Source organism: Aliisedimentitalea sp. MJ-SS2, assembly GCF_032586155.1.
Lineage (GTDB): Bacteria > Pseudomonadota > Alphaproteobacteria > Rhodobacterales > Rhodobacteraceae > JAWHTC01.
Window position 1 is genome coordinate 981,871 of sequence record NZ_JAWHTC010000001.1, and the last position, 21,924, is coordinate 1,003,794.

The following is a 21,924-nucleotide window of genomic DNA, read 5'->3' on the forward strand; positions in this document are numbered from 1 at the left end:
TTTGTGACATCTGGGATGAACCGGGAGGCAAAGCGATTCATGTGGATTTCAAGGTATTCTAATCGGCTTGTTGTTTTTGTGGCCGCACTGATGGCGACAGGGCCGGTGATGTCGGAACCGGACAGGTTCTCGGTTCTGCTGGGCTCGCATCATATCAACGGAACGGGGTTCAACGAGATCAACCCTGGCCTGTTCGCGACCTGGGAGCGGGAGCGCTGGGCCTATTCGATCGGGGGTTACCTAAACAGCTATGAAAAAGGATCGTTGGCGGCGACCGCGCACCTTCCATTGTTTCACTGGGACAGGGGCGCGATCAGCGCATTTGGCGGTTTGGCCTGGTATCCCGGTGACGGGCGTCGGTTTTCTACTCGTCTTGGCGGCGATGTCGTGGGGATTGGGGGCGTGGAATTGCGGCAGGGCAACGTGTTCATGCAGTTCGTGCCGATGAGCACCAACAGTGTTGACGGGCTTGTCACCTTCGGTTTGACCTGGGCGGCGGAACAGTAGGTCGCAAAGGCGGGTTGTTACCGGGGTCGGGATTCGCCCAGACTGTGCGGATTTCCGCACAACACGGCGCTGACCTGTGCGGGATTTCGCACAATGCGGCACTGCGGCAATTACGCCATTGCCTGGAATTCCACCTAATACTCTGAAGTAAAACAATAAAACACATCTCTGCAAAGCGCGTCTCTGAGCGCTTGCCAAGGCGGCTGGCCTGCGCGGATGCTGAGATGTGACCCCCAATGTGGGGCGGACGTTTCATTGTACCGGGAGGATGAAGAATGAAATTCCTGATTGCTGCGGCCACTGCGATGGCCCTGACTGTTACTTCGGGCGCGGCACTGGCCAGTGCCTGTGACGATGGCGAGATCGTCGTCAAGTTTAGCCACGTGACCAACACCGACAAGCACCCCAAGGGGATCGCCGCGTCGCTGCTGGAAAAGCGTGTGAACGAGGAAATGAATGGCAAGATGTGCATGGAGGTCTTCCCGAACTCCACGCTTTACAACGACAACAAGGTGCTAGAAGCGATGCTGCAGGGTGACGTGCAGCTGGCCGCGCCGAGCCTCTCGAAATTCGAGAAATTCACCAAGCAGTTCCGCCTGTTCGACCTGCCCTTCATGTTCAAGGACATGGATGCGGTGGACACCTTCCAGAACGGTGAAAACGGTCAGGCACTGCTGGACAGCATGCAGCGCCGTGGCCTGCAGGGTTTGGCCTTCTGGCACAATGGCATGAAGCAGATGTCGGCCAACAAGGCACTGGTCAACCCGAGCGATGCCAATGGCCTGAAATTCCGCGTTCAATCGTCAGACGTTCTGGTCGCCCAGATGGAAGCCATCGGTGGCAGCCCGCAGAAAATGGCCTTCTCTGAAGTTTACGGCGCCTTGCAACAGGGTGTTGTCGACGGTCAGGAAAACACCTGGTCCAACATCTATGGCAAGAAGTTCTTCGAGGTGCAGGACGGTGTGACCGAAACCAATCACGGCATCATCGACTATCTTGTTGTGACCAATGTCGATTGGCTGGACAGCCTGGACGCGGATGTGCGTGACCAGTTCATGACCATCGTCAAGGAAGTCACCATGACCCGCAACGCCGAGGCCTTCGCGGTGAACGAGGCCGCCAAGCAATCGATCATCGATGCAGGTGGCACTATTCGCCAGCTGACGCCGGAGCAGCGCCAGGCCTGGGTCGACGCGATGAAACCGGTTTGGGCGAAATTCGCAGGCGACGTGGGTCAGGACATGATCGACGCGGCGCAAGCCATCAACGCGGGCAGCTAAGCCCAAGACCACTCACGTGACACGCGGGCGGGCCGTTACTCCAATGGCCCGCCCGTTCCATAAGCAGCCACAGCGCTGCGGGAGGGGACAATGCCACATCGAAAGTCATGGACGGACCAGATCGAGGAGACGCTGATCGCGTTGATCCTTGGCCTGATGACGGCGATCACATTCGCCAATGTCATCGCGCGGTTCGTTTTCAATTCCAACATTCTCTGGGCGCTGGAGCTGACCGTGTTCCTGTTTGCCTGGCTGGTGCTTCTGGGCGCCTCTTACGCGGTGAAAACCCACAGCCATTTGGGCGTGGATGCCATCGTCAACATGATGTCGAAACCGGTGCGCCGGGCGATGGCACTGATCTCGGTGGCCTGTTGCCTCGCGTTTTCGCTGCTCTTGGTGAAGGGGGCCTATGACTATTGGGCGGTCTTTGCCGAGTTGCCGCCGACATCGGGCCGCTGGTTCCCCACCGGATTCGTCGACAAATTCCGCGGGCAGGGCTGGTACGAGGTGCAGGATGTGCCGATGATCGGGCTTTTTGCCTTTCTCGAGGATTGGATCAATTTCGGCGAGGAATACGAGAAGATCCCCAAGGTGATCCCTTACATCGTACTGCCGATTTCGATGCTGCTGCTGACGCTGCGGTTCTTTCAGGTGGCAATGGAAATCTGGCATGGCCGGATCGACCGTCTGGTGGCCTCTCACGAGGTCGAGGATGAGATCGACGATGCGCGAGCCAAGATCGAGGAGGCGAACTGATGGATGTTGTTCTTCTCTTTGGCATGGTGATCGGCCTGTTGCTGATTGGTGTGCCGATTGCGGTATCGCTGGGTCTGTCTTCGGTCCTGTTCCTGCTGTGGTTTTCGGATGCGACAATGGCGTCGGTGGCCGGCACCCTGTTCGAGGCGTTCGAGGGGCACTTCACTCTGCTGGCGATCCCGTTCTTCATTCTTGCGTCGTCGTTCATGTCGACGGGCGGGGTGGCGAAACGGATCATCCGCTTCTCCATCGCTTGCGTCGGCCACTTGCCCGGCGGCCTGGCGATTGCGGGTGTGTTTGCCTGCATGATGTTTGCGGCCCTGTCAGGGTCGTCCCCCGCTACGGTGGTTGCCATCGGCTCGATCGTGATCGCAGGCATGCGGCAGGTGGGCTATTCCAAGGAATTCGCCGCCGGCGTGATCTGTAACGCCGGTACGCTGGGCATCCTGATCCCGCCGTCGATCGTGATGGTGGTCTACGCGGCTTCCGTCGAGGTGTCGGTGGGGCGGATGTTCCTGGCCGGTGTGATCCCGGGGCTGTTGGCCGGGTTCATGCTGATGGTGACAATCTATGCTATCGCCAAGATCAAGAACCTCCCCAAGGGTGATTGGCTGGGCTGGGGTGAAATCATCGAGTCCGGCCGTGAGGCCGGTTGGGGCCTGTTCCTGATCGTGATCATCCTGGGTGGCATTTATGGCGGGATCTTTACGCCGACCGAAGCCGCCGCCGTGGCCGCGGTTTACGCCTTCCTGATTGCCACGTTCATCTACAAGGATATGGGGCCGCTGGCACAGGGCGAAGGCGAGAAAGGGCGCAGCCTGATGAGCAAGCCGCAGGCGATCCTGACCGCGTTCGTCCACCCGGACACCAAGAAGACGCTGTTTGACGCGGGCAAGCTGACGGTGACGCTGCTGTTCGTGATTGCCAACGCGCTGATCCTGAAACATGTGCTGACCGAACAGCAAGTTCCGCAGGAAATTGCGGGCGCCATGCTGTCGGCAGGCTTTGGCCCGGTGATGTTCCTGATCGTGGTTAACGTGATCCTGCTGATCGGTGGACAGTTCATGGAGCCCTCGGGCCTGTTGGTGATCGTTGCACCGCTGGTGTTCCCGATTGCCATGCAGCTGGGCATCGACCCGATTCACCTGGGCATCATCATGGTGGTGAACATGGAGATCGGGATGATCACGCCACCTGTGGGGCTGAACCTGTTCGTGACCTCGGGTGTGGCAGGGATGCCGATGATGAGCGTTGTCCGCGCGGCGCTGCCGTTCCTGGCCGTGCTCTTCGTCTTCCTGATCATGGTGACGTACATCCCGTGGCTTTCGACCTATCTGCCCAATACCTTCATGGGGCCGGAGATCGTGACAAACTAGGTGCTGATCAGGCATTTAATTCCAAAGGCGGGCCTTGCGGGGCCCGCTTTTTCATTTGGCAGCGACAATTTTGCATTTGAGGCAGAGAAAATAACCACATATGCTAATCCGTGAATAAGAAGCCCGGCCTGACGGTTTCAATGAGTCCAGTTGGCCGGGCGTTCTTGTTTCAGTAACAACATTGGCGTATCGGGACCGGGCCGGAGGGGGCCACGGCACCCATGGCGCACCCGGGAGGATCTTGATGGAAGCGCTCACCCTGACGACCGAGATGATGGCGGTGCTGGCCGTGCTGGCCTTGACCGTGACCCTGTTCGTCACCGAATTTTTCCGCATCGATTTCACCGCCATCCTGATGATGGTGCTGTTGGGCATGCTGAGCATGTTGCCGGGGATGACCAACCTGGCCGATCCGACACAGCTGTTCGTGGGCTTTTCGTCAAACGCGGTGATCTCGATCATCGCGGTGATGATCATCGGGGCGGGGCTGGACCGCACGGGGCTGATGTCCAAGGTCGCCGCGACGATCCTGAAGTATGGCGGACGGACCGAGGCGCGGATCATCCCGATCATCTCGGGGACGGTCGGGTTTATTTCCTCCTTCATGCAGAACGTCGGCGCTGCGGCACTGTTTTTGCCCGTGGTTTCAAGGATTTCGGTGCGCACAGGATTGCCACTGAGCCGTCTGCTGATGCCAATGGGCTTTTGCGCCATTCTGGGCGGCACGATGACGATGGTTGGCTCGTCGCCGCTGATTCTCTTGAACGACCTGATCATCACGTCGAACAACGGTCTGCCCGAGGGGCAGAAGATGGACACGTTCGGCCTCTTCTCGGTCACGCCGGTTGGCGTGGCGCTGGTTCTGTCGGGGATTCTCTATTTCGTGCTCTTTGGCCGCTGGGTCCTGCCAAGCCGGTCGTCGAGCGAAGAGGGCAGCTCGGGCCAGTCCGTTAAGGAATACCTGAAAAATACCTACGGACTGAAATCGGACATCGTCGAAGTGGTGTTTCCGGCGGGCAACCTGCTGGAGGGGCAGACCTTCCGTGATGTGATGCAGGCGCACAATCTCTATATCATCGGTTCGGCCCACGGCGGCAAACGCTGGTTTGCGCCGCCCGTCGACACGGTGATTCAGACCCCTTGCCGGTTGGCCGTTCTGGGCCGCCGCAAGGTGATCGAGGAAGTGGCAAGCTGGTACGGGCTTGAGGTGCTCGATGACCTTGAAATGTTCGCCGAGGATTATGCGCCGACCGTGGCCGGTGTGGGCGAGGTGGTTGTGCCCCCCAACAGCCCGGTGGTGGGCAAAACGCCGCTGCAACTGGCGATGCGGCGGACCTATGGGCTGTCCTTGCTGGCAGTGAACCGTGGGGGCTCGACCTTTTCTCTGGTGGAGACGCCGGAACACGACCCTGATGACATTCTGAACATTCCGATCCAGGCCGGCGATGCGCTGGTGGCGTTTACCTCGTGGGACGCGCTGGCGCGGCTCGACCGGGGCAATGATTTCGTGGTGGTGACCTCGGACTTCCCGCGCGAAGAAATGCGGCCCAAGAAGGTGGGTTGGGCGCTTCTGTTCTTCCTGATCGCGCTGTCGCTCATTCTGTTCACCGATGTGCGCCTGTCGCTGGCCCTGCTGGTGGGTGCGGCGGGGATGATCGCCACCAAGGTTCTGCGCATCGACGAGGCTTATGAGGCGGTCAGTTGGTCGACGGTGTTCCTGTTGGCCTCGCTCATTCCATTGGGGCAGGCGGTCCAGAATACCGGCACGGCAGCCTGGATTGCGCAACAGATCCTGTCGCTGCTGGATGGCTGGCCGATCTGGGGGCTGCAGGTGGGGGTTGCCGTGCTGGCAACTATTTTCACGTTGGTTATGTCCAATGTGGGCGCCACGGTTCTTCTGGTGCCGCTGGCGGTGTCGATCGCTGTAGAAGCAGGGGGCGACCCGGCAATTTTTGCCCTGACGGTGGCGATTTCGACCTCGAACTCGTTCCTGATCCCGACCCATCAGGTGAATGCGCTGATCATGGGGCCGGCAGGTTACAAGGTGGCCGATTTCGTGCGCTCGGGCGGCATCATGACCGTGATCTTCCTCGTGGTTTCGATGGTGATGATGAATCTGGTCTATTAATTTATCGGAGCGCTAACGCGCACCGGTTTGATTGCGTTCAGGCCCATTGCCGACAGGGCCTTTTGGAACAAAGGGTCCCGAGAGGACGCAGGCCCTGGGGGACCAGTCCCCCAGACCCCCTGAGATATTTCGGGCAAGAGGAAGAAACAGATTAGGCGCTTTCTTCCAGGGCCTTGATAATCGGTGAGAAATCAGAGGCCTTGAGCGAGGCGCCGCCGACAAGGGCACCATCGACATTGGGGACGCGGAAGATGTCGGCGGCGTTGTCGGGCTTGACCGAGCCGCCATAGAGGATGCGCACACCGCGGCCGACACCGGCACCGAAGCGGCGCTCGAGGCGGGTGCGGATGAAATCGTGAACCTCGCCGATTTGCGCCAGCGTGGGAACCTTGCCGGTGCCGATGGCCCAGATCGGTTCATAGGCGATGACGAGGTTCTCGGCGGTGGAGTTGTCGGGCAGCGAGGCGGCGAGCTGGCCAGCAATGATGTCGAGCGTGTTGGCGGCTTCGCGCTGAGCCAGGCTTTCGCCGAGGCAGATGACGGCGGTGAGGCCGGAGGCTTGCGCGCTGCGGGCCTTGGCGCGGACCATCTCGGAGCTTTCCTCGTGGTCTTCGCGGCGTTCTGAATGGCCGAGGATGACTGCCGTGGCGCCTGCGTCGCGCAGCATGTCGGCGGAGATGTCGCCGGTATGGGCGCCGCTGCTTTCCGCGTGGCAATCTTGCCCGCCGATGGAAATGGGAGTGTTGTCAACGGTTTGTGCGGCGGATTGCACGATCGTGGCAGGCGGGCAGATCAGCACGTCGACTGACGGATCGGCATGGGTCCCGGCGAGCGATTTGAGCTCGTCCAAGGAGGCCGAAACCCCGTTCATTTTCCAGTTTCCGGCGGCAAGCTTGCGGCGCATTTTTCTCTCCCTGTTTCCCTGTTGGCGCAATCTCTACGAGGGCCGGGACCGGGTCAAGGGAAGCAATGTCGCGGGGGTCGAGACAGTTTACAGACGTGGGGCGCCATTCTCATGTTCGGCGGATAACTCGTCAATATCCTTGAACTTTATCGACTCGCCACAGCCGCAGGCGTCTTCGACATTGGGGTTGTTGAAGACAAATTCGGAGCTGAGCAGTGAGGTCTTGTAGTCGATCTCGGTGCCGAAGAGGAACATCTGGGCCATGGGGGCGATCATGACGCGGGCGCCGTCGATTTCGACCACCTCGTCGTGGGGGTCGACCTCGTCAACGTAGTCCATGGTGTATTCCATGCCCGCACAGCCGCCCTTCTTGACGCCGATGCGCAGGCCCTGGTGGCCTTCCTTGTTCATCAGTTTGGCGATCTGCTTGATCGCGGCAGGGGTCATGGTGACGGCCTGTTTGCCGGGAATTCCAAACATGAATGTCTCCTTTCAAGCCGTTGTGTTTATTACATGAAACCCAATTCAAGGCGAGCTTCGTCACTCATCATGTCCATGCCCCACTGCGGTTCCCATGTGAGCTCAACAGTGACATGGCGCACGCCTTCGACCGGGGCGACAGCGTCCTGAATCCAGCCCGGCATGTCACCGGCCACGGGGCAGCCCGGGGCGGTCAGGGTCATGATGATACGCACATCGCATTCATGGTCGATCTCGATCGTGTAGATCAGGCCCAGGTCGTAGATATTCACCGGGATTTCAGGGTCATAGATCGAACGGCAGGCCTCGACCACTGGCTCGTAGAGCTTGTGCGACGTCGAAGACGGTTTGATCAGCGGGGTGCCTTCGAGCGGTTCGGTCAGTTCGGTCATGCGTGGGCCTCAAGTATTTCCTGACGAAACATATAAGGTTTCCCGCAGGTGAGGTAAAGAGGTGCATCTGGGAGAAAGGTTAATGGCACCGTGCGGTGGTCTGTCGGGGGGCTGGAACCCGTCGGCTATCTGTCGGGTAGCTGTCGGGCGAATTTTAGTGAATGCGTTAACGACACCGAAGCTTAACACCGCGCGCGGCAAGGTAAACTCCGACGCGGAAAAGGCGCGTGTAAATCCGAGTCGGATTGGAAATTGTTTCCCGTGTCGGGAAACGGTTGCCTCAGCTGTTCCAGCGCGACGCTTTTTCATGGGCGATGCGGTCGGGGTCCATGAAGTGGCCGATCATGACGCGGGTCGCTTCGTCGTAGGCCGATGGCAGGTCCATGTCGAGATGGCGCATGGTAATGGACTTGCCGTCGGCGATGGGGCCGGGATTGCGGGAGGCCAGCGTCGTGGCGAAGTCGCGAGTTCGTGGCGCGAGTTGATCAGGGCCGGTGACCTCGTTCACCAGTCCTGCGCGCAGGCCCCAATCGGCGGATTTGACCGCACCCGATAGCAGCAGTTCCATCAGGTGTTTGCGGCCCACGGCGCGCGAGACCGCGACGGCAGGCGTGGTGCAGAAGCCGCCATTGTTGACGCCGGGCAGGCAGAAGGATGCATCATGGCTGGCAAAGGCCATGTCGCAGGCAGCAACGAGCTGCAATCCGGCAGCGGTGGCGATGCCGCCGACCTGGGCGATTGTGGGTTTCGGCGAATAGGTCACGGCCTGCATCATCGCGGCGCAATCCTCGAATAATTCAGTCAGGTAGGCGTGGCCGTCATCGGCGTCGGTGCGGTGGCGGGCGATTTCCTTGAGGTCATGGCCGGCGCAGAAGATATGACCCGGCCCGTCGATCACGATGACGCGGGCGTCGGGGTTTTCATTCGCTGCATTGATGACGTCGTGCAGGGCGCGGATCATCGGCTGTGACAGGGGGTGGGCCTTGCCGTTGCCAAGGGTGATTGTGATCACGCCATCGGCCAGATCGGTGGCGACGAGGTCGGGCAGGGACATCTGGTTCATGGGAGCCTCCGGGTTGCGCCGTGAGTTTGGTTGGTCGGCGTGCGTTTGTCCATGGGGGGAGGTGGGTTGGCACCCGCCCAACGGGGCGTTATGCAGGCCGCGATCAGAGGAGAACGGGTTATGAGCCAGCGCGTTGAGTTTGAGCTGAAGGCCACGGATGGGGCAGCGCGAACCGGAGTGATTTCCACGCCGCGCGGCGAGATTCGCACACCCGCCTTCATGCCGGTGGGCACGGCGGCGACGGTGAAGGCGATGATGCCGGAAAGTGTTCGGGCGACCGGTGCGGATATCCTGCTGGGCAATACCTATCATTTGATGCTGCGCCCCGGGGCCGAGCGGATTGACCGGTTGGGCGGCTTGCACCGCTTCATGAACTGGGAGCGGCCGATTTTGACGGATAGCGGTGGATTCCAGGTGATGTCGCTGGCGGGATTGCGCAAGCTGACCGAGCGGGGCGTGACCTTCAAATCCCACATTGACGGGTCCAAGCATGAACTGACGCCGGAACGGTCGATGGAGATCCAGCGGCTGCTTGGGTCGGACATCGTGATGTGTTTCGATGAATGTCCGGCATTGCCGGCGGATCGCAAGCGCATTGCCGAAAGCATGCGGTTGTCGATGCGGTGGGCGGAGCGATCACGCGAGGCCTTTGGTGACCGGCCGGGGCATACGCTGTTCGGGATCATGCAGGGCGGGCTGGAGCCGGACCTGCGCGAGGAAAGCGCCGAGGCGCTGAAGGCGATCGGGTTTGATGGCTATGCGGTGGGCGGCCTGGCTGTGGGCGAGGGGCAGGCGGCGATGTTCGACTGTCTTGATTATGCGCCGGGGTTCCTGCCCGCGAACAAACCGCGCTACCTGATGGGGGTGGGAAAGCCCGATGACATCGTCGGCGCGGTGAAACGTGGCATCGACATGATGGATTGCGTGCTGCCATCACGCTCGGGGCGCACGGGGCAGGTGTTTACCCGGCGCGGTGTGGTCAACATCAAGAATGCCCGCCATGCGGATGATCCACGGCCGCTGGATGAAGCCTGTTCCTGCCCGGCGTGTTCGAACTACAGCAGGGCGTACCTGCATCATGTGTTCCGAGCCCAGGAGATGATTTCCGGGATGCTGCTGACCTGGCACAACCTGCATTACTTCCAGGAGATCATGCAGGGCATGCGGCAGGCGATTGCCGAAGGACGTTTTGCGGCATGGGAGGAGGTGTTTCACGGCACTCGGACCCTAGGGGACATCGAGCCGGTGTGACGGCAGCAGTGCGCAAGCCGTAAGGCGGATGTCCTGCCTGCCAGTTTTCGGTCAGTGCGGTGTCAGTAGAACTCTCTCATCAACAGCATGTTGCCATTGCCGTCCGAGGTTGTGGTTTCGACCATGTTCTTGCCGTTGGGCTGTTGGCTGACCGAGAACGTTGCGCGGCTGCCCTTGTAGCGCGAAGCCAAACCGCCGGAGCAGGTGGTTTGGAACTTCTGGTGGGGGACGCGGCGCCGTTTGCGGGGCTTGCCCTGGTACTCAAGGGCCCCGACCTTGCCTTTGCACTCCCGTGCGATGAGAGCGGCAACCTGGGCCGGGCTGTAGCCTCCAACATTGAAGCTGCCGGTTACGGTGGGCTTCTTGTTGGAAATCGAGAAAAATGCCAGTTTCTTGACATCGGCTTGAGCCGGAAGCGTGCTGACGGTTAAAAATGCAATGGTGAAAAGCAGGCGTGTCATGCAATTCCTCTGGGTTGTGTCACGCAAGGATTAGCCCGGATGTGTTGTATGTTCAAGAGGGTGAGCCGGTGTGATGCGACGGGGGTGACGCGCGCGTTCCGCGACGCCCCACCCGCCGTCCCGGGGGCTCTAGTGGCCCATCTTGCGCAGGCGTTTTTCAATCTGTTTGCGTTCCCAATCTGGGCTGAAGAAATCCATAACTTCGAAGACAGTGAAGGCGTGGCTGATCAACCCGATGGCCCAGCCACCGATGACCCAGAGAACCCAGGGATAACCCGGGGTGACGAAGATGTTGATGATCGACAGAAAGACGATCACCAGCACGAAGGTCACAAGGTGGGTGTAGAACGATTTTATGTCGCGCACGTATTCAACCGCTTCGCGTTCATGGTCAACAGAATGTGTATTTTGCATGTCGGTATCCTCTCGCAAATTGTGAAAGTCTGTCTCGAACACGGCGGCCAGGCATTTCAGGGTTTCGGTCGAAGCGGGGGCGCCGCGTTCGATGCGTTGCAAGGTGCGCGTGGAAATGCCCGCCATTTCGGCCAGTTGTTCCTGTGACCAGCCCTGATCCAATCGCATTTTCCGGATGTGCATCACTGTTCGATCCTTCTTTTTCGGTGAAGGCGATATGAGACTCGACGCATAACTATACCACGACACCGGTACGACAGCGACCCGACATGGTGCAGCGACAGGCGGGTTTTCGCGGTAATTCCGAAGCGGTGCGCGCGCGGCGCGGTTGTCAGGAGTATTTGGGTCAAGAAAGAGGCGGTGTTCCGGCAAGCCACCAGGGGCTTGCGGCAAATCGCTTCAAAGGCGCGGGATTTGGCGCTTGCCGGGGTGCGGACGCGCGGGCATTCTGCCAAAAAGAGGTTGAATCCCCGGCGGGCAACCCCCAATTTAACCTTTCAGAAACGCGGAGGTGCCGTGTGCCGCCTAAAATAGGGGCCGGGCACCTTGCCAAGAACAAGGAATATTGAGCGATGCAAGAGCCACTGAACGCATCCTATCCGGTGCTGCCTCTCAGGGATATTGTCGTCTTTCCGCACATGATCGTGCCGCTGTTTGTCGGGCGCGAAAAGTCGGTCAAGGCGCTGGAAGAGGTGATGGCGGATGACAAGCAGATCCTGCTGGCCAGCCAGATTGATCCGAGCGTCGACGAGCCTGACACCGACGGGATTTTCAAGGCCGGGGTTCTGGCCAATGTTCTGCAATTGCTGAAACTGCCCGATGGCACCGTCAAGGTGCTGGTCGAAGGTCAGGCGCGGGTGCGGATCGACGAGTACCTGGAAAACGACGATTTCTTCGAGGCGCGGGCCGAATACCTGACAGAGATGCCGGGCGATGCGGCCACGATCGAGGCGTTGCAGCGCACGGTGATGACCGAGTTCGAGCGTTACGCAAAGGTGCGCAAGAACATCCCGGAAGAGGCACTTTCGGCGGTTTCCGAGACCGACGATTCAGCCAAGCTGGCCGATCTGGTGGCCGGGCATCTGGGCATCGAGGTGGACCAGAAGCAGGACCTGCTTGAGACGCTTTCGGTCAGCGAGCGGCTGGAGAAGGTCTATGGCCTGATGCAGGGGGAAATGTCTGTTCTGCAGGTCGAGAAGAAGATCAAGACGCGCGTGAAATCGCAGATGGAGAAGACACAGCGCGAGTATTATCTGAATGAGCAGATGAAGGCCATTCAGAAAGAGCTGGGCGATGGCGAAGAGGGCCAGAACGAAGTTGCCGATCTGGAAGAGAAGATCAACGAGACCAAGCTGTCTAAAGAGGCGCGCGAAAAGGCCGATGCCGAGCTGAAGAAGCTCAAGAACATGAGCCCGATGAGCGCCGAGGCGACGGTTGTGCGCAATTACCTCGACTGGATGCTGAGCATTCCGTGGGGCAAGCGCTCGCGCGTTAAGAAGGACCTCAATAAGGCGCAGGAAATCCTGGATGCGGATCACTATGGCCTGGAGAAGGTCAAGGAACGGATTGTCGAATACCTTGCCGTGCAGCAACGCAGCAAGAAGCTGAAAGGCCCGATCATGTGCCTTGTTGGCCCTCCCGGTGTGGGTAAGACCTCGCTGGGCAAGTCGGTGGCGCGGGCGACCGGGCGCGAGTTTATCCGGATCTCACTGGGCGGCGTGCGTGACGAGAGTGAAATTCGCGGGCATCGGCGGACCTATATCGGCTCGATGCCGGGCAAGATCATCCAGGCGCTGAAAAAGGCCAAGACGACGAACCCGCTGATCCTGCTCGATGAGATCGACAAGATGGGGCAGGATTTCCGCGGTGATCCGGCCTCTGCGATGCTGGAAGTGCTTGATCCGGAACAGAATTCGACCTTTGTCGATCACTATCTGGAGGTCGAATATGACCTTTCCAACGTGATGTTCCTGACCACGGCGAACTCCTATAACATGCCGGGGCCGCTGCTCGATCGGATGGAGATCATTCCGCTGGCGGGCTATACCGAGGATGAAAAGCGCGAGATCGCCAAGCAGCACCTGATCGAGAAGGTGGTCAAGAATAACGGACTGAAGGCGCATGAGTTCGAGGTCAAGGACAGCGCGCTGACTGCGATCATCCAGCATTACACCCGCGAAGCCGGGGTGCGGAACCTTGAGCGCGAAATCGCCAAACTGGCACGCAAGGCGGTGACCCGGATCGTCAAGAAGGAAGCCGAGAAGATTGTCGTCAGCGACGAGAATATCGACGACTTCCTGGGCGTGAAGAAGTTCCGCTATGGCCTGGCCGAGGATGAGGACCAGGTGGGTGTTGTCACCGGGCTGGCCTATACGTCGGTTGGTGGGGAATTGTTGAACATCGAGGCGTTGCGCCTGCCGGGCAAGGGTCGGATGAAGACCACTGGCAAGCTGGGCGACGTGATGAAGGAGTCGATTGATGCGGCGTCTTCTTACGTGCGTTCGATTGCGCCACGGATCGGGGTGAAACCACCGCAGTTCGAAAAGTGGGACATCCACGTGCACGTGCCTGATGGCGCGACACCCAAGGACGGGCCGAGCGCCGGTCTGGCGATGGTGACGTCGATCGTGTCCGTGCTGACCGGTATTCCGGTGAGGAAGGACATTGCGATGACCGGCGAGGTGTCGCTGCGTGGCAATGCGATGCCGATTGGCGGATTGAAAGAAAAGCTGCTGGCGGCGCTGCGGGGGGGCATCAAGACGGTGCTGATCCCGGATGAAAACGAGAAGGACCTGGCCGAGATCCCGGACAATGTGAAGGAAGGGCTCAAGATCGTGCCGGTGAAGCATGTCTCGGACGTGCTGAAGCTGGCATTGACCGGCGAACCCGAACCGGTGGACTGGGACGAGGAGGCCGAAGAGGCCGCCGCTGCGGCCCTGGCCGAGAAGGATGGTCCCAGCGCCACGGCGCATTGATCCTGATCAGAAAAAGACATGCAGAAAGGCCGCCTGAATGGGCGGCCTTTTTTGTTGGAAACTGTTTGTTATCAGGCAGGTAAGCGCGGGTACTTGGGTGGTTTTGGGCAGCCCGGAGTGAAAGACTTCCGACCCGGGACGAAACGGCCCGGGACCGGGCGGGCGCAAAACACTGCCAACCGGAACCTAAGCCCGCCTGTTGTACCGGAGTGTTGGTGTCTCTGGTTAGTCGGAAGCGACGGCGAAAATCACCGCAGCGAGGAACAGTACCAGCGGAACGCCCGCGGCAGAGGAGTTTGCAGCCGCGTCAGCCGCCACGTCATCGGCCACGATCGGATCGGTCAGCGAACCGGCAGCCGCCGGACCAGCCAGAAGGGCAGCGAGCGCAAAAGCAGAGAGAAAAGGTTTCATGATGACCCCCAAGTCTTCAATCAAATGTGGCTACACCCTAGCGCTAGAGGTGAGCCGGCGCAACTTAGGCTAGATATTGTTCGCAATAAACGGTAAGCTGTAACCAATGAGAAACAATAAACAATCGGCAAACACCGAGAGGCAAGGCAGATGGCAACCAGGAAAACCACCCGTAAATCCGCGAGTCCGCGCAAGGCGACAAGCGTAAGCAAGAGCAAGGTGACGAAGCCCGCTGCCAGCGTCGGCGAGAGCGCAATCGACGCGGCGCCCATCGACAAGACGCCGAAGGTGACCGCTGCACGCGAGACCGTGAAGATTGCCCCCAAGGTGGCGGCGAAGCCTGGTGAGGCCAAGGCGCCCGAGGCCGCGGAAACAAAGACCGAACAGCCACATCTGCGCAAGCGCCCCCTTATCGACGCGATCGCCAAACGGTCGGGCGTCAAGCGGCGCGATGCCAAGGCCGCCGTCGAAGCGGCGCTGGAGATTATGGGCGAGGCGATCGCCGACGGTAGCGGTTTGAACCTGCCCGGATTGGGCAAGTTGAAGGTGGTTCGGACCAAGAAACTGAGCAATGCGCATGTCTATGTCGCCCGTATCCGCCAGGCCGACAAAAGTGCGAGACCCGATCCGGAAACCGGTGGCAAAGACCCTCTTGCAGAGGCTGCCGAGTGAGGCTACATAGCGCGGCAACGGGTGATTAGCTCAGTGGTAGAGCGCTTCGTTCACATCGAAGATGTCAGGAGTTCAAATCTCTTATCACCCACCAGAATTCTGGGGGCGTGCTCGGGTCGGGCGCGCCCTTTTTGCTTTGCGCCGGACCGTCTCGCACCGGCTGAGCCGGCGCTCTTGGTCAGAATTTCAAATCTCTTGTCACACATCAGAATCCTTGGAGTGCGTCCGGTTTCGGGCGGGGCCTTTTTCATGGGTACCAATCATGTGAGGTTTGCTGGAAATGGCTGAATTCCCACCACTTTTCCTGTTGCGCCACGGTCAGACCGAATGGAACGCGATAAGACGCATCCAGGGGCAGATGGAATCGCAACTGACCGAGATGGGCAAGGAACATGCAGCGCGGCAGGGGGACATCCTGGCCAGGATCGACCTGCCGGAAGAGATCAAGGCCTGGTGCAGCCCGCAGGTGCGGACACGACAGACCGCCGAGATCGCCTTGGGGGTGGTGGGTTTGGCCCCTGTTTTCGACGACCGGCTGAAGGAAGTCTCGCTTGGCAGCTGGGAAGGGCGAATGTGGGAGGACGTTCTGACGGACAAAGCCAGTGGCCTGCGCGGGGCCAGTATTTTCCAGGCATGCCTGATGAGCGACGGTGAGAGCGAAGCTGACATGCGTGCGCGGATCGGTGACTTTGTTGCCGGGTTGAGCGGACCGACACTGGTGGTCAGCCACGGAATTGCGCTGACCTTTCTGCGTGGCATCGTTCTGGGCAGCAGTTTCAACGAGATGGACGCGATGGTGCGCGAACAGGGTGTCGTGCTCGAGCTTCGGGATAGGCGGGAAGTAACCCATCGGTAAGGAGCACGAATTCTCGCGGAAATCGGGGGCTGTTGCGAAATGTGGGAATGGTGGGTCGTGAGAGGCTCGAACTCCCGACATCTTCGGTGTAAACGAAGCGCTCTACCAACTGAGCTAACGACCCGACGGGCGGCTACCTAGCGCGATGCGGCCCGCCGCGCAAGACCCTGATCCGGAAAAAACTCGCATATCCGCAGTAACGGCTGTTTGATTGTGGCGCAGCGCGCCGGGCGACGGTCGGGAAGCAGTGCGGGACATGCGGCAAGACGACCGGGCGCAGGGTTCACCTCTTGTAAAATCTCACCGCTCTAATTCCAAAAAGGGTAGCCAGGTTGTCCGGCATCGCCGCGGCAGCATCTTTGCTCATTTCGATTTTCAAGAATTCAGGCGCGCATACCCGAAAGACCGATGACCTAGCGCGCTCCGTCTCTGGGGCCAATTTTCAACGAGGCTTTCTCATGGCAAAAAACAGCGTAGGCGATTGCGACACAACCGCCGGAAACAATTCGGACGTCGGCGGGATCAGCATTGCCGAAAACTGCCCAACATCAAATCTCGACGACGCCCTGCGGGAAATCATGGCGCAGGTTGCGGCGCTTGATCCGGTCGGGACGGCAAGCCTTCCGACCGAGAACGTGACCTATGACACGGTGGGCGATCTGTTGACCAGCAGCGAGGCGTCGCGCGGGGCGGGCGAGATCTGGCAGGCCGGGGGGTTCCGCTATGAGGAGGCCGCCGCCGCGGCCATCGACCACCACCTGACAACGGCGGGCGGGGTGAAGCTTTATGTGCTGCCGTCGCCGGGCGGGTATAACCTGCTTGCCTTTGGTGCCGACGACAGCGGGGTGAGCGACAGCAACGATGCCTTCCGCGCCGCCCTGGCGGCAATTGACGGCAACGGCGGGGGGTGTCTGAACATCCCGGCCGGGACGTTTTCGTTCCAGCGCAACCTGAATGCCAGCCAGCCGCCGGCGACAGCGACCTTTGGTCAGAAGGCGGGGTTTGTGGCCGGTGATAACGTGAGCATTCGCGGCGCGGGCCGCGAGGTCACGATCTTCGACATCGAAACCCCCGGGCAAAGCGCGGGATCGGTCGATACGGCGCAGTTCTGGGTGTTCCTTGCCCATTCCGATGGGTTTTCCTGCGAGGGCATCCATTTCAAGGGCAATGTGGACGCGGTGGATTTCGAGTTCGTGTCGTCCTGGGGCACCACCAATGTTCCCGGCTTCCTGCAATATGCCAACAGCGCGGGCACCGTTTTCGGAGAAGGATCAAGCGTCACGCATTGCCGCTTCAGCGGCACGCGGGGCATGGCCTATGTCACCTCGATCCTCGACGGGGTGCGCTTCGAGCACAACGACCTGTCGCATACCAACGGGGTCAATACCTCGGGCGCGGACGTGTCGTGCAGTTTCAACACCTGGTACTATTGCGAATTGCTGGAAGCGGCGGGCGAGCCGTCGTTTAACAAGACGGCCGGCATCCGGTTTGTCGGCAATGTCTGCCGCGAATGCAATGGCGGCGCCATCGGCGGGAGTATTACAACCGCCGACAGTGCGCAGACGTATGGTTACGTGTTCTCGGACAACGTGCTGACCAATTGGGTGGTTGAGGCCGGGTCCGGCTTTACCGTCGCCAACAACGCCCTGAATGTCGCAATAGATAACAACGTGATCCTGGGGCTGTTCACCAATTGCCTGACCATCACCCAGGGCGGTGTGCTCGATTGTCCGCCCTTTGACATTTCGATCAATGGCGGGCGCTACGAGACCACCAAAAGCGGTACCAGTTACGGCATCTTCGTCGCCACCGCCGAAGGCGATGTGCATTTGAATGGGCCCTTTATCAAGACGGATGATCTGTTTGCGCTCGGGGTGTCGCTAAAATCCACGGCCACGCTGTTTATCAACAGTGGCACCGTGCTTGAGGGGCAATACGCCCTTGGCTACACCACGGGCAGCGCCGGTGATGTCAGGCTGTCCCCCGGTGCCACCTGGAACCCGACCACCAGCAATGTCACGGATTTTGCGGCGAACGTGGTCGGCCCGGCGGCAAATTGCACCAAGTTCCAACCCACGGTCTATACCACCAAGACCGCCGCCCTGGCGACAACACAGCCGGTGGAGGTGTTCAAGAAGGCCGGCGGCACGCAGACGCTCTATCGCAGGGGCTACTTCGTTCGCTACATGTCCGGGCGCATGGGGTGGGGGGACCCGAGTGTGAACAACAAGGATGCGGATGTCTATCTCGACCGCAAGGCGGCGGGTGTCCTGGGCCTTGATGCCGACGATTGTTTCATGACCGGCAAGGATACGAGCGTGAACCGTCCGTCTGCCGCTGCGGTCGGCGCGGGGGCGCAGTTCAATGACACCACGCTGAGCAAACCGATCTGGTCAGACGGAACCAATTGGAAAGATGCGTCGGGGTCCACGGTCTAGGCACTAAGATGTCGGCGCTTCGCCCGTGGTGGCGGGCACCGACACCGCGCCGGGCGTCAGCGCAAGATGTTCTTGATCCGGTCAAGTGCGTGCTGGTGCTGGGTTTTCATCTCTTGCACGATCATGTCGAAATTCGCGGCCTCAAACCTGCCGCAACGCGTGTTTGGCCTGAAACTGTTCTGTTCATACATTCCCATCCAGCCACCAAATTGAATCACCGCGCCGCCGCCGGTGGGCACCAGGCCGATGTTACAGGCATCGGCAAAGGTGATCTGATAGCCGGGAAACTGTTTAACCGAATGAACGTTCTGCTGAACGAAAAGCGGCGTGCCGGTCTGGTCGACGCCAAGAAACCCGCCTCGTTCCAGAAGGAACCTGTATTGCCAGTTCGCGCCGACCCCAAGACCTGCACCGAGCGCCGCCGGGTCAATATCCTGGGCCTGGGCATGTGAGGGCGCGGTCCAGAGCGGTGCGATCAAGGCCGCCATGGAAAGAGCGCCGACGATGTGTCCGGTGATCCGCGCAGGCCGTTGACGTCGTGGTGCAAATAACATTTGCTCACCCTCCTTGAAGCGTAAAAGGCACGGTCAAATTTTAGATGCCACAGCCCGGGCGAACCATGATGTCGGTCAATCGAAAACCGGTTGGTGGCTTGCAGAGAGCGGGTGCATGCCCCGGGCGAGACGTTGCGGCACGTTTTGCCGTCACGGGTGACAGGCACCGGACAACCGGCCATGATCGTGGAATGAAAAAATATGACCATCGCATTCATGATCTGCTGCTTGCGGCCGCGCGGGCGCGGGGCGACGCGCTCGCTATCATTGATCACGACGATACCCGATATAGTTGGGCCGAGATGCTGAAAGGGGCCGAGGCGGCGCGCGATGCGCTGCAGGCGCGCGGGGTTCGGCGCGGTGACCGGGTGGTGATCGTGCTGGAAAATGCTGCCGTGATGCTGGCTTATCTCTACGGGGCCTCGATGCTGGGGGTGGCCGCGTGCCCGGTGAATGCAAGGTTGAGCGGTCCGGAGCTGGGGCGGATCGTCGAACGTGGTGATGCGGCCGCGGCTATCTTTACCGTCGAGACCGGAGAAGCGCCGCGGGCGCACGCGGCTGATTACGGCGCTGAGCCGGTGGACGGCCCGGTGGGACGGGTGGCGATTGCCTTGCGTTCCGGGACCGAGCCCCTGCCGGAGGAGGATGATCCGGCGCGCGAGGTGGCAATCCTGCTTTATACGTCCGGCACGACCGGGGCGCCCAAGGGGGCAATGCTGAGCCAGAGTTCGATGGTGCAATCGGCGGCGGCGTCGCGCCATGCGCGGGATCTGGTGGAGCGCGATCTTGTCTACCTGGCGCTGCCGATGAGCCATGTCTTCGGCCTGGCCACGATACTGGCGGTGACGATGGCACACGGGGCCGCAAGGCTGGAGGCCAGATTCGATGTCGGGCGGCTGTTCGAGGCGTTGCAGGAGGAGATTACGGTGCTGCCGGCGGTGCCGCAGATGCATGCACATCTTTTTCACTACGCGCGCACCCATGGGGCGGCGCGCTATGGCGGGCATTCACTGAGATATGTTTCGTCCGGTGGGGCACCGCTGGACCCGGTGTGGAAACGCGAGGCCGAGACGTTTTACGGGTTGCCGTTGCAGAATGGTTATGGGCTTACCGAGAGCTCGTCCGGGGCCTGCATGACCCGCAACGCATTGGGGGACCCGGATATCTCCGTGGGTGTGGCAATGCTGGACAGTGAGTTGCGAGTCGATCTGGAGGCACAGGGAGCCTCGCCAAACGAGGGGATTGGCGAGGTCGAGATCGGCGGTGGGCAGGTGATGCTGGGCTATTTTCGCGATGAAGCAGCAACGGCGGCGGCGATCACCGAAGACGGCTGGCTGCGGACCGGGGATCTCGGGCGTTTCGACGAGGAAGGGCGGCTGCACCTCGTGGGGCGCTCGAAGGAAATGATTATCCATTCGGGTTTTAACGTTTACCCGGTCGAGGTCGAGGCGGCGTTGACCGAACATCGCGGGGTGATCGTGGCCGCGGTGGTGGGCCGCGCGGTGGAGGGCAATGAAGAAGTGGTGGCTTTTGTCACCTGCCGGCCCGAAGCAGGGTTGGACGAGGCCGGGTTGCAGGCGTTCCTGCGCGACCGGCTGGCCCCCTACAAGGTGCCGTCAAAGATCGTAATTGCCGATGCGCTGCCGGCAGCGCCGACAGGCAAGATCCTGAAAGCGAAACTGTTGGGGCATTTTGCCGATCGGTTATGAGGGACGGGGGTGTCGCTCGCTTGCGCATCGCCCCACCCGCCGTCCCGTCGCCACAGGGGATTGCAGCCTTGTGTGTGTGGATGGGTGGGGATGAGTATTTGAGCCAAGAAAGACAAATGGGGTGTTTCATACCGTCGTGCAAAGGCTTTAGAAGGGCGGGATGAGCGGTAGCTTCGAGATATTCATGAGCATCGCGCCGGGGTTGGAGCCGATCCTGGCCGAAGAAGCGCGCGACAAGGGCTTTGACGGCGTCGAGGTGGTGCCCGGGGGGGTGACGGTGCGCGGCGGCTGGCAGGCGGTTTGGCAGGCCAACCTGGAGATGCGCGGGGCCGCGCGGGTGCTGGTGCGGGTGGGGGCGTTTCGGGCGTTCCACCTGGCGCAGTTGGACAAGCGGGCGCGCAAGTTCCCTTGGGGCGACGTGCTGCGTGCGGATGTGCCGGTGAAGGTCGAAGTGACGACGAAGCGATCGAAAATCTATCACGCAGGCGCGGCGGCGCAACGGATCGAGCGGGCGTTGAGTGAGGAGTTGGGCGTCACCGTGAGTAAGCAGGCGGCGTTGGCGGTGAAGGTGCGGATTGATGACAACCTGGTCACGATCAGCCTGGATAGCTCCGGCGAAGGGCTGCATAAGCGCGGACACAAGGAGGCTGTGGGCAAGGCGCCGATGCGTGAGACACTGGCAGCGCTGTTCCTGCGGGCCTGCGGTCACAGGGGCGACGAGCCGGTAGTGGATCCGATGTGTGGCTCGGGCACCTTCCCGATCGAGGCAGCCGAGATGGCCGCGGGAATGCAGCCGGGTCGTGGGCGGGGCTTTGCCTTTGAACGGTTTGCCGGGTTCGAAGCCGAGGCTTTTGAAGGGATGCGCCGTGCCGGGCCGGCGCGGTTGCCGGGTGTGTTGTTTCACGGCTACGACCGGGACCAAGGCGCGATACGCAATGCCGGGCAGAACGCCGAGCGCGCCGCGGTGGCAGAGTGGTGCCGATTTGCTTGCCAGCCGGTTTCGGCGCTGGAGCCGCCAGAGGGTAAGCCCGGACTGGTGATCGCCAATCCGCCTTATGGCGGGCGGATCGGAAACCGCAAGATGCTGTTCTCGCTCTACGGCAGTTTCGGGCGGGTATTGCGCGAGCGGTTCAAGGGCTGGCGTGTCGGGGTTGTGACCTCGGATGCAGGGTTGGCAAAGGCGATGGATGTGAAGTTCCAGGCCGGGCCGCCGGTGGACCATGGCGGGTTGAAGGTGAAGCTCTACCAGAGCGGGGTATTGGGGTAGGGGCTGGTTTCGAATTGGCTGCGCCAATCC

20 protein-coding genes and 2 tRNA genes are annotated in these 21,924 nt (G+C 60.6%); 13 read left to right on the forward strand and 9 right to left on the reverse strand.

The window, feature by feature from the left end; genetic code table 11:
- The first annotated feature begins 90 nt into the window (after positions 1-90).
- From RXV86_RS04840 to RXV86_RS04860, 5 genes are all read left to right on the forward strand, one after another.
- Positions 91-507: a hypothetical protein gene (locus RXV86_RS04840; protein WP_316297923.1), complete on the forward strand. Its 417-nt coding sequence runs from the start codon at positions 91-93 to the stop codon at positions 505-507.
- Between the two features lie 275 nt (positions 508-782).
- Positions 783-1,787 carry a TRAP transporter substrate-binding protein gene (locus RXV86_RS04845; protein ID WP_316297924.1) on the forward strand — a complete coding sequence of 335 codons (1,005 nt, stop codon included), beginning with the start codon at positions 783-785 and terminating at the stop codon, positions 1,785-1,787.
- A 90-nt stretch (positions 1,788-1,877) separates the two neighbouring features.
- Positions 1,878-2,543, forward strand: a complete 666-nt coding sequence (locus RXV86_RS04850) for a TRAP transporter small permease (RefSeq protein ID WP_316297925.1) — start codon at positions 1,878-1,880, stop codon at positions 2,541-2,543.
- Complete coding sequence (locus tag RXV86_RS04855) at positions 2,543-3,919, forward strand: TRAP transporter large permease (RefSeq protein WP_316297926.1); 1,377 nt, start codon at positions 2,543-2,545, stop codon at positions 3,917-3,919. The genes RXV86_RS04850 and RXV86_RS04855 overlap by 1 nt, the downstream gene beginning before the upstream one ends.
- 244 nt (positions 3,920-4,163) lie before the next feature.
- Positions 4,164-6,047 carry an SLC13 family permease gene (locus RXV86_RS04860; protein WP_316297927.1) on the forward strand — a complete coding sequence of 628 codons (1,884 nt, stop codon included), beginning with the start codon at positions 4,164-4,166 and terminating at the stop codon, positions 6,045-6,047.
- A gap of 151 nt (positions 6,048-6,198) precedes the next feature.
- On the opposite strand, the gene tpiA is transcribed toward RXV86_RS04860, so the two are convergent.
- The 4 genes from tpiA to RXV86_RS04880 all read right to left on the reverse strand — a co-directional run bounded on the left by tpiA (position 6,199) and on the right by RXV86_RS04880 (position 8,886).
- Positions 6,199-6,951, reverse strand: coding sequence for a triose-phosphate isomerase (gene tpiA / locus RXV86_RS04865; RefSeq protein ID WP_316297928.1), 753 nt, complete (start codon positions 6,949-6,951; stop codon positions 6,199-6,201).
- Positions 6,952-7,038: 87 nt separating this feature from the next.
- Positions 7,039-7,431 carry an iron-sulfur cluster assembly accessory protein gene (locus tag RXV86_RS04870; protein ID WP_316297930.1) on the reverse strand — a complete coding sequence of 131 codons (393 nt, stop codon included), beginning with the start codon at positions 7,429-7,431 and terminating at the stop codon, positions 7,039-7,041.
- Between the two features lie 29 nt (positions 7,432-7,460).
- Positions 7,461-7,823 (reverse strand): SUF system Fe-S cluster assembly protein, encoded by a 363-nt coding sequence (locus tag RXV86_RS04875; RefSeq protein ID WP_316297932.1) that lies wholly within the window; start codon positions 7,821-7,823, stop codon positions 7,461-7,463.
- Positions 7,824-8,103: 280 nt separating this feature from the next.
- Positions 8,104-8,886, reverse strand: a complete 783-nt coding sequence (locus RXV86_RS04880; RefSeq protein ID WP_316297934.1) for an enoyl-CoA hydratase-related protein — start codon at positions 8,884-8,886, stop codon at positions 8,104-8,106.
- 120 nt (positions 8,887-9,006) lie between these two features.
- Here RXV86_RS04880 and tgt point away from each other — a divergent pair, with 120 nt between their 5' ends.
- Positions 9,007-10,137 carry a tRNA guanosine(34) transglycosylase Tgt gene (tgt, locus tag RXV86_RS04885; RefSeq protein WP_316297937.1) on the forward strand — a complete coding sequence of 377 codons (1,131 nt, stop codon included), beginning with the start codon at positions 9,007-9,009 and terminating at the stop codon, positions 10,135-10,137.
- A gap of 62 nt (positions 10,138-10,199) precedes the next feature.
- Here tgt and RXV86_RS04890 read toward each other — a convergent pair whose 3' ends face one another.
- The gene (locus RXV86_RS04890) at positions 10,200-10,598 is read right to left on the reverse strand and encodes a hypothetical protein (protein ID WP_316297938.1); all 399 of its coding nucleotides are present in this window, start codon (positions 10,596-10,598) and stop codon (positions 10,200-10,202) included.
- A 129-nt stretch (positions 10,599-10,727) separates the two neighbouring features.
- Complete coding sequence (locus RXV86_RS04895) at positions 10,728-11,195, reverse strand: helix-turn-helix domain-containing protein (protein WP_316297940.1); 468 nt, start codon at positions 11,193-11,195, stop codon at positions 10,728-10,730.
- Positions 11,196-11,584: 389 nt separating this feature from the next.
- Between RXV86_RS04895 and lon the strand changes: the two genes are divergently transcribed.
- Positions 11,585-13,987: an endopeptidase La gene (gene lon, locus RXV86_RS04900; RefSeq protein ID WP_316297942.1), complete on the forward strand. Its 2,403-nt coding sequence runs from the start codon at positions 11,585-11,587 to the stop codon at positions 13,985-13,987.
- Positions 13,988-14,212: 225 nt separating this feature from the next.
- On the opposite strand, the gene RXV86_RS04905 is transcribed toward lon, so the two are convergent.
- Complete coding sequence (locus RXV86_RS04905; RefSeq protein ID WP_316297944.1) at positions 14,213-14,398, reverse strand: hypothetical protein; 186 nt, start codon at positions 14,396-14,398, stop codon at positions 14,213-14,215.
- 150 nt (positions 14,399-14,548) lie between these two features.
- Between RXV86_RS04905 and RXV86_RS04910 the strand changes: the two genes are divergently transcribed.
- The 3 genes from RXV86_RS04910 to RXV86_RS04920 all read left to right on the forward strand — a co-directional run bounded on the left by RXV86_RS04910 (position 14,549) and on the right by RXV86_RS04920 (position 15,926).
- The gene (locus RXV86_RS04910; RefSeq protein ID WP_316297946.1) at positions 14,549-15,070 is read left to right on the forward strand and encodes an HU family DNA-binding protein; all 522 of its coding nucleotides are present in this window, start codon (positions 14,549-14,551) and stop codon (positions 15,068-15,070) included.
- A gap of 19 nt (positions 15,071-15,089) precedes the next feature.
- Positions 15,090-15,164 (forward strand) — tRNA-Val (locus tag RXV86_RS04915).
- 186 nt (positions 15,165-15,350) lie between these two features.
- Positions 15,351-15,926 carry a histidine phosphatase family protein gene (locus tag RXV86_RS04920; RefSeq protein WP_316297947.1) on the forward strand — a complete coding sequence of 192 codons (576 nt, stop codon included), beginning with the start codon at positions 15,351-15,353 and terminating at the stop codon, positions 15,924-15,926.
- Positions 15,927-15,974: 48 nt separating this feature from the next.
- On the opposite strand, the gene RXV86_RS04925 is transcribed toward RXV86_RS04920, so the two are convergent.
- Positions 15,975-16,050: transfer RNA gene (locus RXV86_RS04925), tRNA-Val, on the reverse strand.
- A gap of 334 nt (positions 16,051-16,384) precedes the next feature.
- Here RXV86_RS04925 and RXV86_RS04930 point away from each other — a divergent pair.
- A complete protein-coding gene (locus RXV86_RS04930) occupies positions 16,385-18,364 on the forward strand; it encodes a hypothetical protein (RefSeq protein ID WP_316297949.1) in 1,980 nt (659 codons plus the stop codon).
- A gap of 56 nt (positions 18,365-18,420) precedes the next feature.
- On the opposite strand, the gene RXV86_RS04935 is transcribed toward RXV86_RS04930, so the two are convergent.
- Positions 18,421-18,918, reverse strand: coding sequence for a hypothetical protein (locus RXV86_RS04935; protein WP_316297950.1), 498 nt, complete (start codon positions 18,916-18,918; stop codon positions 18,421-18,423).
- Between the two features lie 191 nt (positions 18,919-19,109).
- Here RXV86_RS04935 and RXV86_RS04940 point away from each other — a divergent pair, with 191 nt between their 5' ends.
- Together RXV86_RS04940 and RXV86_RS04945 are read left to right on the forward strand one after the other, a co-directional pair.
- Entirely contained in the window at positions 19,110-20,627 is a 1,518-nt protein-coding gene (locus RXV86_RS04940) for a class I adenylate-forming enzyme family protein (protein ID WP_316297952.1), read from the forward strand.
- A gap of 160 nt (positions 20,628-20,787) precedes the next feature.
- Complete coding sequence (locus tag RXV86_RS04945; RefSeq protein WP_316297953.1) at positions 20,788-21,894, forward strand: class I SAM-dependent RNA methyltransferase; 1,107 nt, start codon at positions 20,788-20,790, stop codon at positions 21,892-21,894.
- Positions 21,895-21,924 lie beyond the last annotated feature (30 nt).

Excerpts from the sequence above, each read along its gene's own strand:
- RXV86_RS04840 (WP_316297923.1), top strand. The coding sequence starts at position 91 with ATGGCGACAGGGCCGGTGATGTCGGAACCGGACAGGTTCTCGGTTCTG.
- RXV86_RS04845 (WP_316297924.1), top strand. The coding sequence starts at position 783 with ATGAAATTCCTGATTGCTGCGGCCACTGCGATGGCCCTGACTGTTACT.
- RXV86_RS04850 (WP_316297925.1), top strand. The coding sequence starts at position 1,878 with ATGCCACATCGAAAGTCATGGACGGACCAGATCGAGGAGACGCTGATC.
- RXV86_RS04855 (WP_316297926.1), top strand. The coding sequence starts at position 2,543 with ATGGATGTTGTTCTTCTCTTTGGCATGGTGATCGGCCTGTTGCTGATT.
- RXV86_RS04860 (WP_316297927.1), top strand. The coding sequence starts at position 4,164 with ATGGAAGCGCTCACCCTGACGACCGAGATGATGGCGGTGCTGGCCGTG.
- tpiA (WP_316297928.1), bottom strand. The coding sequence starts at position 6,951 with ATGCGCCGCAAGCTTGCCGCCGGAAACTGGAAAATGAACGGGGTTTCG.
- RXV86_RS04870 (WP_316297930.1), bottom strand. The coding sequence starts at position 7,431 with ATGTTTGGAATTCCCGGCAAACAGGCCGTCACCATGACCCCTGCCGCG.
- RXV86_RS04875 (WP_316297932.1), bottom strand. The coding sequence starts at position 7,823 with ATGACCGAACTGACCGAACCGCTCGAAGGCACCCCGCTGATCAAACCG.
- RXV86_RS04880 (WP_316297934.1), bottom strand. The coding sequence starts at position 8,886 with ATGAACCAGATGTCCCTGCCCGACCTCGTCGCCACCGATCTGGCCGAT.
- tgt (WP_316297937.1), top strand. The coding sequence starts at position 9,007 with ATGAGCCAGCGCGTTGAGTTTGAGCTGAAGGCCACGGATGGGGCAGCG.
- RXV86_RS04890 (WP_316297938.1), bottom strand. The coding sequence starts at position 10,598 with ATGACACGCCTGCTTTTCACCATTGCATTTTTAACCGTCAGCACGCTT.
- RXV86_RS04895 (WP_316297940.1), bottom strand. The coding sequence starts at position 11,195 with ATGCACATCCGGAAAATGCGATTGGATCAGGGCTGGTCACAGGAACAA.
- lon (WP_316297942.1), top strand. The coding sequence starts at position 11,585 with ATGCAAGAGCCACTGAACGCATCCTATCCGGTGCTGCCTCTCAGGGAT.
- RXV86_RS04905 (WP_316297944.1), bottom strand. The coding sequence starts at position 14,398 with ATGAAACCTTTTCTCTCTGCTTTTGCGCTCGCTGCCCTTCTGGCTGGT.
- RXV86_RS04910 (WP_316297946.1), top strand. The coding sequence starts at position 14,549 with ATGGCAACCAGGAAAACCACCCGTAAATCCGCGAGTCCGCGCAAGGCG.
- RXV86_RS04920 (WP_316297947.1), top strand. The coding sequence starts at position 15,351 with ATGGCTGAATTCCCACCACTTTTCCTGTTGCGCCACGGTCAGACCGAA.
- RXV86_RS04930 (WP_316297949.1), top strand. The coding sequence starts at position 16,385 with ATGGCAAAAAACAGCGTAGGCGATTGCGACACAACCGCCGGAAACAAT.
- RXV86_RS04935 (WP_316297950.1), bottom strand. The coding sequence starts at position 18,918 with ATGTTATTTGCACCACGACGTCAACGGCCTGCGCGGATCACCGGACAC.
- RXV86_RS04940 (WP_316297952.1), top strand. The coding sequence starts at position 19,110 with ATGAAAAAATATGACCATCGCATTCATGATCTGCTGCTTGCGGCCGCG.
- RXV86_RS04945 (WP_316297953.1), top strand. The coding sequence starts at position 20,788 with ATGAGCGGTAGCTTCGAGATATTCATGAGCATCGCGCCGGGGTTGGAG.